The organism is Streptomyces sp. NPDC027189, assembly GCF_055566975.1.
In genome coordinates this window covers 1-12982 of sequence record NZ_JBVHRI010000036.1, presented here as the reverse complement: position 1 = coordinate 12982, position 12982 = coordinate 1, and the positions used below count along the sequence as shown (strand labels likewise).

Genomic DNA, 12982 nt, shown 5'->3' with positions numbered 1-12982 from the left:
CAAACGCTGCGGCGACCGGCCGCCGCGACGCGGTGCTCTGCTCCCACACAGGAGGGAGAGGCAATGACCGAGCACAGGATCGGCACACAGAAGGAATTCGAGGCCGCCCGCGAAGAACTGCTCGTGGAGGAGAAGGACCTCACCCGCCGCGGCGACGAGCTCGCCCGGAAACGGAGGGAGCTTCCCTGGGTGCCGGTCGAGAAGGACTACAGCTTCGAGACCGAGGACGGGACGAAGTCGCTCGCGGACCTCTTCGACGAGCGCTCGCAGCTGCTCATCTACCACTTCATGTTCGGCCCGCCGTACGAGGCCGGATGCACGGTCTGCTCCTCGATCGCGGACACCCTCAACCCCAACGTGGTCCACCTCAAGGCCCGCGACGTGACGCTGATCTGCTCCTCACGGGCGCCGCTCGACAAGCTCCTTGCCTACAGGGAGCGGATGGGCTGGAGCTTCGACTGGGTCTCCACCGTCGGCAGCAACTTCCATCGCGACCTCGGCTTCCTGCACACCGAGGAGGAGCTGAGGCCGTTCCTCGAGGGCGAGATTCCGCCGACCGTGCGTCAGATGGCGCAGGCGTCCGGCACGGACGTGCTCGGGTACGTCACCGAGGGGCCCGGGCTGAGCGCCTACGCGCGCTCGGACGGCACCGTCTACCGGACGTACGTCAGCACCGCGCGCGGCCTTGAGCCTGCCATGGCCTACTACGGCCTCCTCGACCGGACGCCGATGGGCCGCCATGAGGAGGGCGAGGAGACCTTCTGGCTGCGCCGCCACGACGAGTACGGGAAGACCTGAAGGAGCATTTCGGCCCCTGAAGGTCCGCTCGACGACCCGACGTCTCTCCGCGTAGAGCCCCGTAGAGGAACCTGACGCTTTGACATGCTCGCCCACCTAAGGGAGGGCAATTCCCGCTTGCCGCGCCGTTGCCGGGCGCGGCTTCGGGTGGGTTCCTGCTTCACCGCGCTGTGCCGATACCGACCGTGCCGAGCCTCCACGGTCGCTCCCGGCCGGTGCGGCCCTCCGCCTCGACGACGTAGTCGTATTTCGCCAGCGTCCGCAGATGGCAGGAGCCGTTGGACACGGTGCCGCCCACGATCTGTGCCGCCTCGATGGCGGAAGTGGGGGTACTCCAGGTAAAGGGAACGTATGGTCTAGTCCAAAGACCCTTCTGGTCTAGTCCAAATCATTGACGTGATCGCGACAGCACGCAGAAGCTGGGGCCACTCCCCCACTCCCCTGGAGGCACAGTGAGACGTCTTCGCGCGTGTCTGGGCGCGGCAGCCGCCGTAAGCCTGGCCGCAGTCGGTACGACCGCCCTGGTCGCGGGCAATGCCTCGGGCGCGACCACGGCGCTCAGCAACCGCTGGTACGCCGCCGCTCCCTATCTGATGCCACTGGACAACGACCCGCCGGACCCGACCGCCATCATGGACGCGACCGGCCTCAAGGCATTCCAGCTGGCGTTCATCCTCGCCCCCAACGGCGGCGGCTGCTCCCCCACTTGGGGCGGCACGGCAGCGGTCTCCTCGGACACCGCCGTGCAGTCGGTCATCAACACCATCCGCGCCAAGGGCGGCGACGTCTCCGTGTCAATCGGCGGCTACGGCGGCACCAAGCTCGGGCAGACCTGCTCGGACGCGGCCGCCACCGCCGCGGCGTACCAGCAGGTCATCACCAAGTACGGCCTGCACGCGATCGACTTCGATCTGGAGGAGCCGGAGTACGAGAACACGGCGGCCATCAAGAACGAGATCGGCGCTGCCAAGATCCTCCAGCAGAACAACCCCGGCCTCTACGTCTCCGTCACCACGGCCGGCACGGCGGACGGCACCGGCTGGTTCGGCAAGCAGATGCTGCTGGAGGCGAAGTCGCAGGGGTTCACGCCGAACAACTTCTCCATCATGCCGTTCGACGGCGGGTTCAACGGCGCGGCCTCTCAGACCAGCGCGCTCACCAACTTCAACACGATCCTCCAGTCCACCTTCGGCTGGGACCAGGCGACTGCGTACGCCCACGAGGGCTTCTCCGGCATGAACGGACGCAGCGACACCGGCGAAATCTTCTCGCAGGCCGACTTCCAGACGGTGCTGGACTACGCCACCAGCCACAACATGGACCGCTTCACCTTCTGGTCCCTCAACCGCGACCGCCAGTGCACTCCCGTCGACAACGGCGGCCGTACGTCGGGCACGTGCTCCAGCGTGGCGCAGAACTCCTGGGACTTCGCGAAGTACTCGGTGAAGTTCGCCGGAGCCACCCCGCCCACCAGCACCCCCACGCCCACTCCGACCCCGCCGAGCACCGCGTGCAAGACGGCCTGGAGCTCGACGGCGGTCTACACGGTCGGCAATGAGGTCTCGTACAACAAGCACAACTGGAAGGCCAAGTGGTGGACCCAGAACGAGGTGCCGGGCGCCTCGGAGTGGGGGCCTTGGCAGGACGAGGGGACCTGCTGACGCACTGGAAGATGTCGGGGCGGACACACCTCCGCAGGGGTGACCGGGGCACAACCCCGCGATGCCCGCGACCGGACAACTGCCTGCCCAACGACCGGAGGTGGTGGCCGGCCACCACCTCCGGCCTCAGGACCTCAGCTGTCCCCGCAAGCGAGTCCATCAGCGTGGCGGACCAACGGAAAGCCGGACGCGGGCCAGATCAGAGGAAGCCCCATACGGGACACTTCTAGGCGATGGAGAAGCGGAACGCGCCGGTACCGCTCCCCATCGTCAGCCAGATGTGCTCCCCCTCCATGACCAGCCCGAGGGCGACGTGCCCGCATCCCAGCTGGGCCGCCGTGCTCCGGAGAGAGGGGGTAGTTGTCGGCGATCCAGGGCTTGCCGTCGAGGGGGTCCTCCAGCGGCAGGTTCCTGGTGTAACCGCCACAAGGTGAGTGACCGCAGGGCCTTCGGATGCCAGGCACGTCATTCTGCGCTTGGCACTGAGATCCACCAGCCAGTGTCAGCGCGGAGCGGCTGCTCGTCCAGTCAGAGGTGTGGGCCGGTCATCCGTGCCGGCGCAAGTCGTGGAAGAAGTCCTCGATGACGCACAGCTGCCCGGAGTGGGCCGTCTCGTCGTAGACATATTTGCCGACGGCAAGGTCGAGTACTCCGAGGCCGAAGGGCGAGAACACCAGTGGCCGGTCGGTAGGGGGCGTCACCCGTCCGGTCATGACGTCGGCGAGTGTCCCGTGCAGGAAGTCGCGGTTGCCCGTGAGCTGTTCGGCCAGGTGGGGCGAGGTGTTGGCTTTGAGGCAGTGTTCCACGTCGTCGACGATGTTGGTCGAGGCGAGAATGATCTCGGGCGCGAGGTCGCGCAGGGACACGTGCAGGACCAGGGGGTTGTGGTCGAACCAGGCCGGGTCGCTGATGTGTGGCTCGCCGGCGATGGTGGCGAAGACGACGAGATCGCTGGAGCGGATGAGTTCCTCGGACCTGTCGTACACGGTGATCTGTCCGGCGGTGCCGGTCTGTTGGAGGTAGTCGCGGAAGCCGGCGGCGCTGTCGGGGGACACGTCGTGGACGCCGATCTCGTCGAAGGACCAGCCGACAGCGGTCAGGAAGGTGTGGATGTAGCGGGCGATCAGGCCCGTGCCGAAGAACCCGATACGAGTGGGGCGTTGCCGGTTGCGAGTGAGGCGGTCGGCGGCCAGTGCCGCCGATGCGGCCGTTCTGGTGGCGCTGATGATGGAGCTTTCCAGGCAGGCGAAGGGGTAGCCGGTGTCGTGGTCGTTGAGGATCAGGACGGCGGAGGCCCTGGGAATACCGGCCTGGACGTTGTCGGGGAAGCTGGAGATCCATTTGAGGCCGTCCACCCGCACCTGCCCGCCGATCGAGGCGGGCAGCGCGATGATCCGGGAGGAGGGGCGGTCGGGGAAGCGCAAGAAGTAGGAGGGGGGGTTGACCGACTCTCCGGCGGCGTGCAGCTGGTAGGTGGCCTCTACGAGGTCCACGATCTGCTTTTCCCGGTCCTGCAGGGCTTGCTGGACCTGGGCGCCGGAGATCACCGCGAACGGTGGCACGGTGTGCTGCTGTGACATGGCGGGCTCGATTGCGTTGGAACGGACGGTGGTCATCCGGCGCTCACCTCGGCAGTCGGCGGGCACTGGGCCTGGCGCAGCGGCTCGGCCATGGCGACGAGTACCTCGCGTGATCCTTGGAAGGCCTCCCTGCTGTGCGCCGTGCGCACATTGTCGACGAGCATGAGGTCGCCGGCCTGCCACGGCTCGCGGGCGGTGTGGGCCGTGTAGGTGTCGTTGAGCAGCTGGATGATGTCCGGGCCGATCGGGTCGCCGCCTCCGAAGCGGGTATTGAACGGCAGTGACTCGGCGCCGTAGACGTCGATGAGGTACTCGCGGATTTCGGGTTCGATCGTCCATTCGTTGAGGAAGGCGATCTGGTTGAACCAGCAGCGGCGGCCGGTGACCGGGTGGACCGTCACGGCGGGGCGGCGCTGGCGGGTGCGCAGGCTGCCGTCGGATTGCCAGGCGAATTCGATGGCGGCTGTGCGGCAGTAGTCCTCGATGGCCCTCCGGTCGTCGGTGCCGAAGGCCTCGGCGTAGGGGGCGCCGATCTCGTCGTTGTAGGTGCGGGTGAGCAGCCAGCCTTCCTGTTCGAAGCGGTTGACCAGCTCGGTGGGCAGTGCCTCCAGCACGGTGGCGGCGTCGGCGACGGCGGTGGCTCCGCCGGTGGTGGGTGCGGTCAGGCAGGCGAACAGCATGAGGCCGGGGGGCCGGAGGGTGTAACTCAGTTCGTGATGCATGCACATCGGCTGGTTCGGCGGCCATGCCGAGGAGGAGTACACGCCCGGGGTGTAGGTCTGGCGGGGGGCGAAGGCTTCCTTGTCGGTCATCAGGGCCGGGGCCAGGCGGTGGAGGACGGCGCCGGCCCGGTCCACGTCGCGCAGGTGCAGGCCGCGGACGAGGACCGAGCCGTGTTCGGTGACGAGAGTGCGCAGTGCGCGACCGTGTTCGGCCGCCCAGGCCGACACGTCGTCAGGGGTCTCGGTGTACAGGATCGGGGGCTTGCCGGGGTTCAGGTCCATCTTGAGGAGGGACGCCGTGGTCGGGTAGGACATGGTGCTTTGCCTTTCGATGTGGTTTTTCGATGTGGTTTTTCGATGCGGTTCAGGAGGAGGTCATCGGTTGGTTGCGCGGCGCTCGGGTCGGTTGTCGACCAGGGCGGCGAGGTCGGTGAGGACCGGGTGTGCGGTGACGTCTTTGAGAGACACGGTGCGGTCCAGGGCGATGGCGAGTTTCACCGCCGCGAGGGAGGTGCCGCCCCGGTCGAAGAAGTGGTCGCGGCGTCCGATGCGGCCCTGTGGGAGGCCGAGGACGTGTCCCCACGCGGCTGCCAGCCGACGCTCGGTCGCTGTGGCCGGCGGCTCGTGGTCGTCCTCGGTGGCGGCGAGTTCCGCGGCGAGCGCCGTCAGTGCCTTCCTGTCGATCTTGCTGTTGGCGGTCAGCGGCAGGCTTTCGCGCCAGTGGAAGGCCGCCGGGACCATGTAGGCGGGCAGCGAGGCACCCAGCCGGTTGGCGAGGGTCCCGGTGTCCAGGGGCTCCGGGCCGGAGAAGAAGGCGACCAAGTGCTTGCTCTGGTCCGCGCGTTCGGCCACCACCACCGCGCCGTCGCGGACACCGGGGAGACGGAGCAGGGTGTTCTCGATCTCGCCGATCTCGATCCGGAAGCCCCGGATCTTGACCTGGGCGTCGCGGCGGCCGAGGAACTCCAGCTTCCCCGAAGGGTGCCAGCGGCCGTAGTCACCGCCGAGGTAGAGCCGCATGCCTTCGTGGTGCGGATCGGCCAGGTAGGCCTCCTGGGTACGTTCGGGATCGTTGATGTAGCCGCGGCCGACACAGACCCCGGAGAACGCGATCACGCCCGGGGCGCCCAGTGGCACCGGTGCGAGGTGCTCGTCGACGACGTAGATGTGCACGTTGTTGACCGCGTGGCCGAGCAGGATGCGTTCCGGCGCCCGGTCCATGACGTCGTGGTTGGTGTCATCCGAGGTCTCGGTGAGCCCATAGGCGTTCACCAGCCGGGTCCGGGGCCTGGCGGTGAACCAGCGCTCGGCGAGCTCCTTCTTCAGCGCCTCCCCGGTGACCGACACGTACCGCAGGTCGGGCAGCGTCCGGGGGCGCTGTTCGAGCTCGGTCAGGACGGCTTCGAGGTAGGCGGGCACGACCTGCAGGACGGTGACCCTGCCGTCGGTGATGGTGTCGAGGAAGCGGGGGACGTCGAGGATGTCGTCCTGCTCGACCAGTAGGGTCTGCCCGCCGGCCAGCAGCGCCGAGAGCAGTTGCCACAGGGAGATGTCGAAGCACTGGGGTGCGGTCTGGGCTACCACCTGTGCCTCGCGGATCCGGAGGTCGTCGATCTTGGCGTAGAGGTGATTGAGCATGCCGGCGTGTTCGCACATCGCGCCCTTCGGCTCACCGGTGGAGCCGGAGGTGAAGTAGATGTAGGCGAGTTGGTCGGGAGTGACGTGGATGCCGAGATCGTCGTCGGCGTGGTCTTCTTCGTAGGCCGCCTCGACGAAGAGCCTGTCGACTCCGGGCCGGGAGTCGAGTGCCCGGTCGAGGGTGGTGGTGCTGCCCGGTTCGGTCAGCACCAGGGTGGATTCGGCGCGGGAGAGGGTGGCGGCGATGCGCTCGGCCGGGAAGTGCGGCTCGATGGGGAGGTAGACACCTCCCGCCTTGAAGACCGCGATGACGGCGGCCAGCCAGTCCAGGTTGCGTTCGGTCACCACCGCGACGACACCTTCGCGGGCAAGCCCGCGGGCTGCAAGGGCGCGGGCCAGCCGGTTCGCCCGGGCGTTGAGCTCGCCATAGGTCCACTGCCGGTCGGCGTGCACGGCGGCGACGGCATCCGGATGCATCCGCACCCGGTCCTCGAACAGCTCATGCACCCGCGCGTTCGGCAACTCCCGGGCCGGTCCTGCCAGTTGCTCGAGTTGGAAGGACAGCTCTTCGTCGGACAGCAGGCTCTGACGTGCGTGTTCGGCATCGGGGTCGGCGGTGATCAGCGCGAGTGCGGTCAGGTGATAGCCGGCGATGCGGGCGGCGCTGTCGGCGTCGAGCGCGTCGGTACGGTAGCGCAGCCGCAGTACGAGCCGACCGTCGCGGTGACGCATGCCCACCCGTAGCGCGGTGTCCTCGGCGAGGTCCCCGTCGATCGCGGTGGGATCGAAGACGGTCTCGAACGACGGCCCGGTCAAACCCAGTTCGCGCCTCAGAGTGTCGATGTCCTCGGTCGGGACGTCCTGGTGTGCCAGCAGTTCGGCGGCGACCTGATGGGTGTTCCGCAGCAGTTCCCGCCAGGAGGCGGGTGCGGTGGTGAGCCGGCAAGGCAGCGGGCGGCCTCCCCCGGTGACGTAGCCGGTGATGATCTCCTGCTCTGCGGACAGTGCCGCGAGCACCTTGGCGTGCGCGGCCAGCAGGAGCGAACCGAGCGGCATCGCCAGCTCGTCCGCCAGTCGGCGCAGCCCGGTAACGGTGTCGTCGGGGGCTTGCGTCTCGTGCTCCCCCACGCCGGTCTCCGGGTGGAGAGTCCAGCGTGGGGCGGGGGTGAAACCGCCTGCTGTCAGTACGCCGCGCCAGTACTCCCGGTCCGCCTGGGCGCGCTTCACATGCGTTGCCATCGGTTCGTTTCCTCTGCTTGTCGCTGGTTTCGTGGTGTCAGTGGCCGCCGACCGGGGCGGCGTGGGTGGCGTTGTGTTCTCGGCGGGCCTCGAGGTGGGTTCCGTTGTCCGGCATTTCCCGGGCCGGGTTGCCTCCCCATTGGGCGTGCGAGGGAATTTCCTCGCCCTTCATGAGGAAGGAGTCGGGGGCGAGCACGGCTCCGTCGCCGATCGTCACGCCGTAGTGGACGAAGGCACCGACCCCGAGGGTGCAGCCGCTGCCGAGGCCGCTGCGGTCGGACTTGAAGGCGCCGTCCTCCTGCGAGTGGCACTGGACCACGGTCCCGGCGTTCAGCGCGCTGTCGTCGCCGATGGTGACGAGGGTGCGCTCCGGGAAGAAGCAGCCGTCGTCGAAGACCCGCTTGCCGATCCGGGCCCCGAGCAGCCGCCAGATCACGTTCTTGAAGGGGGTGCCGTTGAAGACCTGGATGTAGTCGATCGAGGCCAGCTTCCAGAAGCGTTCGTGGCGCCAGAAGGAGGACGCGTAGATCGAGCAGTACAGCGGCTTCTGGGACTTGAACCCGGTGGAGGCCCGTTCGATCAGCGCGAAGTAGACGACGGTGAACGTCAGGGTGAGGACGCCGGCCAGGGCGATCGCCAGTGCGCCGAGCGAGGGGTAGAGGTCGGCTGCGCCCATGGTGATGAGGGTGATCACGAAGACGTGGATCAACCGCGCCAGCAGGTACAGGCCGGCGGTTGCGGCATTGTGCTTGTTCTTGGCGGCCAGGCGACGGCGCAACTCGTCGCCGGTCTCAAGGTGGTTGAACCTGTTGTCACGCATCACCGTGCGCGGGATCTCGAAGCTGGGTGAACCCAACAGGCCCACGCCTTCGCGCACCGGTCCGTCGATGGGGACCATGACCTTCGTGGCGAGCAGGCAGTTGTCGCCGGTCCTGCTCCCTGAGGGGTAGGCGATGCGGTTTCCGAGGAAGTTACGCGGCCCGATCGACGTGTGGGACACCCGGAACGACGTGCTCGAGAAGTCGGCGTTCATGAGGGACAGTCCGTCGGCGATCATGGTGCCGGTTCCGACAGAGCTCAAGTACGGGTTCTCCTGCTGTACTTCGGTGCCGAAGTTCGACCCGGTCTGCTCGATGCGGGAGAGGTCGTATCCGAGGTAGCGCAGGTAGTGCACGATTCCGGAGCTGTCGCCGAAGAGCCTGGTGAGGGACTTCCTGTTGGTCATCAGCGCCACAGCCCGCTGGACGCCGTAGTGGAAGCCGTACAGCGGATAGACCTTGCCGGGCTTGATGGCCCGGTTCAGCACACGCGGCACGGTGCCCACCAAGAGGAGGCCGACGAGCAGGGAGCCGAACAAGACGACCAGGGAAGTGGTCAGGGCACAGGCGTAGAAGGCGGGGCTGGTGACGGACACCCGCTGCGGGTTCAGGAGCGCGTGAAGTTGCGGGATCTCGGCGAACAGGATGCTCACACCGCCCATCGCCAGCGGCAGAAACACCACCAGCAGATTCAGCAACTGCAGAACGCCGTACACGGTCCTTTTTCCGGTGGGGCAGTCGGCCGGGCCGACCGTCCGGTAGTCCACCTCGGTCGGCTGCGCCGGTGAGCCGTGCCAGCGCTCTCCGTCGGGCACCACCTGGCCGGTGTGCAGGGAGGAGGCGTGGCCCAGCTGAGCGCCGTCGCCCATCGAGGCCTCGATGTCGAGGACCGTGTGTTCACTGACGAGCACGTTGCTGCCGAGGGTGACCGGGCCGGTCTGGATCAGGCCGGCGTGGGCGCGGTAGCAGGACAGGAGCACGTCCTTGCGGATGATCGTGCCCTCACCGATGGTGAGCAGGTCGGTGCAGACCGGTATGGCCTGGGACAGGATCGTGACGCCTTTGCCGATCCGCGCGCCGAGCGCCCGGAGATAGAGCACGTACAGCGGTGAACCGGCGAACAGGCGCAGGGGGCTGGTGCGGATCAGGGTCTTGACGACCCAGAACCGCAGATAGGCCATGCCCCACAGGGGGAACTCGCCGGATCGCCAGCGGCCGATGAGGGCCCATTTCGCCACGATCGGGAAGGCGCACAGGCCCAGGAAGCTCGCGCCGGCGAACAGGACCGACCGCAGATAGAGATCAAACAGGCCCGAGCCCGCAGAGATCCACTCGTAGCCTTGCGCGGCGACGAGGGCTGCGAGGCAGGAATAGCCCAGGAAGATCAGGAACTGCAGCATTCCGCACACTAGGTAGCGCCGTGTCCCGATGGCTGCCGGCACCTCGGCTCGCGCCGCCATGGCGTGCGCAGCCCTCACCTCATTCGGTGTCTGCGCCGGTGCCGACACGTCCGCAGCCGGGGACGGGACGGGCGTGGGCGGGGCGTCGCCGAGCGCGGTTGCCAGGCTCCGGATTGTGGGATGCCGGTAGATGTCCTTCATCGACACCGTCGGCAAGTCTGCCCGCTTCCTGACCCGCGCACAGAACTGCGCCATCACCAGGGAATCGGCGCCCAGGTCGTTGAAGAAGTGACTGTCGGCCGGTACCTGCTCGACACGCACGACGCCGGCCAGCACCTCGGCCAGAAGCCTCTCGGTGCCGGACGCCGGGGCGGCGGCCCCGCCGGCCTGGAGGGTCGAGAGGTCAGCCGCAGTGGCCGTCAAGACTTCGACAGATTTCCCTATCACGTGAGCTCCCTGAGGACGCTTTCGGTCTACGTCGGTCGGTGCGGACGGATTCGTGATGCCCGCCTCTCCAGTACGCCTGGCCGGGGAATTCCTGTCCTGCCCCTGAATTTCGGGGCTTGACGCAGCACGCGGGTCTTGATAGCGCGACAGCTTTGCGATCTGCGGCCCTGCGTTCCCTTGCTTTCTGTGCGCTTCGCCCGACTTATGGCCGCGTATCACAAGCACGCGTTCGATCCGTGGGGAGATCGCCCGGGAATTGCGCTGAACCGCCTGTGCGGCCCGGCGTTTTCCGGAAGGGGGCCAGGTACCACGATGGGGCAGGCCATAGGGGCGGGACATGGATGTGGTCAGGCACGGACGGGCGGTGCCCCTGGTGCCGACGGCCGGTTCAGCCCCTCTCCCGGCCACTTATGCGCGCACAGAGCGCATGTCAAGCCCCGAATTTCGGTGGCATGACAAGGCTGCTCCGATTCGGGCGTACTGAACGTACTCCGGCGAATCACAACTCGCCGTCGAATTCCTCCCCGGGCCGGGCCGAGACGGATCAGCAACCGGGAGACAATCCGCCGCAGTCGAGGAGACGACCATGCCCGTCATATCCGTACCCCAGGCCTTCAACGAGGACGACCTCTACGTAGACCTTGAGCGAGTCATCGGGCACCCACTGTTCCTCAAGTGTGAGGGGTTCAATTTCGCCGGATCGATCAAGCTCAAGGCTGCCACCGAAATGATCGAGGCCGCCGAACACAACGGCCTGCTGACGCCGAACTCGGTTCTGGTCGAGTCGTCCTCGGGCAACCTGGGCGTGGCCCTGAGCATGATCGCGGCCAGCAAGGGCTACCGGTTCCTGTGCGTGACCGACTCCCGCTGCAACCTGGCGACGAGGCTGATGATGGAGGCCCTGGGCAGCGAGGTCCACGTCATCACCGAGCCCGATCCCGCCGGCGGCCTCCTCGGCGCGCGCATCGACCACGTCCGCGCGCTGTGCGCCTCCGATGATCGCTATGTGTGGCTGAACCAGTACAACAACCCCGGCAACGGCATGGCCCACTACCGCAGGACTGCCCCGGCCATCGCCCGACAGTTCCCGGACCTGGATGTGCTCTTCGTCGGTGCCGGCACCACCGGGACCCTGATGGGTTGCGCGCGCTACTTCCGCGAGTGGCACCGACCGGTGCGCATCGTGGCCGTCGACAGCATGGGCTCGGTGACGTTCGGAGGCGCCCCGGGCCGGCGCATGATTCCCGGCCTGGGCACCAGCAGGCGCCCGCCGCTGCTGGACGAGTCCTACGTGGACGATGTGGTGTGCGTGGCGGAGGCCGACACCATCCGGACCTGTCACCGGCTGGCAAGGCGTGGGTTTCTGTTCGGGGGTTCCACCGGCACAGTGGTCAGCGGCGCGATGGACTGGCTGGCCCGGCAGGAGGAACGGGAGCTGACCGCGGTGGCCATCGCCCCGGATCTGGGTGAGCGGTATCTGGAGACCATCTACCAGACCAACTGGGTGCAGGGCCTGTACGGCGAGGACGTCCTCGGCTCCCAGGCGTCGACCACCGCATCCCAGGCAGCCTGAACCCCGCACCCGGTGAGGCCCTCGCACATCGCGAAGAACAGCGCCCACCGTGGGTCGGGACGCCGACCCACGTCGAGACAGTCAACGGCGCCGCCTCAGAAGGCGGAGTTGGCGAACCAGTGGGTCAGCAGGCCCTCGTCCCCCTCGTGCACGAGGACCTCTGCGTCGTAGGACAGGCGGCCGTAAACGAGCAGGAGCAAGTCGGCCGCGGTTCCGCGGACGGTCGCGTCAGCCGTGTTTGTGGTCGGATGGGTCGTGTCGAGCCCGAAGCCGTCGGGCCGCAAGCGGACGAGCCACTCGTCGTCCCCGGCCGTGGCGCGGAAGCGGATGGTCTTGCCGGCGCCGCGCAGGTTGGCCACCTTGGGGGCGAAGAAGGCGGCGAAGGGCAGATTGACGAGGAACTCATCGATCCCATCGACCGCGACCGGGCGGTCGATCGTGGGCCGCAGGCCGAGTGCCAGCTCGGCGTCGACTCGGTGCAGCAGGGTTTCGAAGAGCATCCGGCGTGCCCAGAAGCGGGCGTGCTGGTCGGCACCCCATGCCCACATCGGCAGGTTCGGGTCGGTGGCTGCGAAGGCCTCCGCGGCCACGGTCGCGCTCTCGGCCAGCCAGTCGGCGTATTCGCTCTCCTGGTCCGGGAGCCGCAGGTCCACCTCTCGCTTCCGCGGAGGTTCCTGGATGCGTGCCCGCAACAGGACCGAGAACCAGCGTTGGACGCTCCCTGTGTGCTTGACCAGGTCTGCCAGCGTCCACCCGGGGCAGCTGGGCACCGCTGTCGCCAAGTCGGCGTCCTTGACCACTGACACAAACCGGGCGGTCTCCGCCACAACCGCCGTGCGGTGGTCGACCGGGGCGAAACCGGATCCGTGGTCGCGGTGGTCCGAGGTCTTCATCGTGACATGCCTTTCGGAGGGGTCCGCCGAGGGGCTGGTTGAGGAGGGCTTTGGAGCGGCGAACATGTCGATGACGATATGCGCTGTGCCGCCGTTCCCTGTGCCTGGCCCACAGTCGACTTGACCCGGCCGTGAACGGCCGGGCTTGGAGGTAGCGCCCAGCTGGCTGTTGGGTGGGCTCCTCCGTCCAGACACCCCTATGGGGTGGCAGGG

General features: G+C 67.7%; 9 protein-coding genes. 3 read left to right on the top strand and 6 right to left on the bottom strand.

All coding sequences use genetic code 11. The annotated features are described in order from the left end of the window. Positions 1–63 precede the first annotated feature (63 nt). Positions 64–798: a DUF899 domain-containing protein gene (locus tag ACZ4RZ_RS44715; RefSeq protein WP_467753314.1), complete on the top strand. Its 735-nt coding sequence runs from the start codon at positions 64–66 to the stop codon at positions 796–798. Between the two features lie 160 nt (positions 799–958). Here ACZ4RZ_RS44715 and ACZ4RZ_RS44710 read toward each other — a convergent pair whose 3' ends face one another. Further along, entirely contained in the window at positions 959–1096 is a 138-nt protein-coding gene (locus ACZ4RZ_RS44710) for a hypothetical protein (RefSeq protein ID WP_467753313.1), read from the bottom strand. 154 nt (positions 1097–1250) lie between these two features. On the opposite strand from ACZ4RZ_RS44710, the gene ACZ4RZ_RS44705 reads away from it, so the two are divergent. Then, positions 1251–2459 (top strand): chitinase, encoded by a 1209-nt coding sequence (locus ACZ4RZ_RS44705; RefSeq protein ID WP_467753312.1) that lies wholly within the window; start codon positions 1251–1253, stop codon positions 2457–2459. A 545-nt stretch (positions 2460–3004) separates the two neighbouring features. On the opposite strand, the gene sbnB is transcribed toward ACZ4RZ_RS44705, so the two are convergent. The 4 genes from sbnB to ACZ4RZ_RS44685 are packed head-to-tail and all read right to left on the bottom strand — an operon-like array spanning position 3005 to position 10303. Further along, positions 3005–4075 (bottom strand): 2,3-diaminopropionate biosynthesis protein SbnB, encoded by a 1071-nt coding sequence (gene sbnB, locus ACZ4RZ_RS44700; RefSeq protein WP_467753311.1) that lies wholly within the window; start codon positions 4073–4075, stop codon positions 3005–3007. Next, positions 4072–5076, bottom strand: a complete 1005-nt coding sequence (locus ACZ4RZ_RS44695; protein WP_467753310.1) for a TauD/TfdA family dioxygenase — start codon at positions 5074–5076, stop codon at positions 4072–4074. Before ACZ4RZ_RS44695 ends, sbnB begins: the two co-directional genes overlap by 4 nt. Before the next feature lie 60 nt (positions 5077–5136). Next, positions 5137–7638: a non-ribosomal peptide synthetase gene (locus ACZ4RZ_RS44690; RefSeq protein WP_467753309.1), complete on the bottom strand. Its 2502-nt coding sequence runs from the start codon at positions 7636–7638 to the stop codon at positions 5137–5139. Positions 7639–7675: 37 nt separating this feature from the next. Continuing rightward, on the bottom strand, positions 7676–10303 hold the full coding sequence (locus tag ACZ4RZ_RS44685) for a Pls/PosA family non-ribosomal peptide synthetase (protein ID WP_467753308.1): 2628 nt from the start codon (positions 10301–10303) through the stop codon (positions 7676–7678). 586 nt (positions 10304–10889) lie between these two features. Between ACZ4RZ_RS44685 and sbnA the strand changes: the two genes are divergently transcribed. Beyond that, positions 10890–11876, top strand: coding sequence for a 2,3-diaminopropionate biosynthesis protein SbnA (gene sbnA, locus ACZ4RZ_RS44680; RefSeq protein WP_467753307.1), 987 nt, complete (start codon positions 10890–10892; stop codon positions 11874–11876). Between the two features lie 95 nt (positions 11877–11971). Here sbnA and ACZ4RZ_RS44675 read toward each other — a convergent pair whose 3' ends face one another. Continuing rightward, entirely contained in the window at positions 11972–12835 is an 864-nt protein-coding gene (locus ACZ4RZ_RS44675; RefSeq protein ID WP_467753306.1) for a maleylpyruvate isomerase family mycothiol-dependent enzyme, read from the bottom strand. Positions 12836–12982 lie beyond the last annotated feature (147 nt).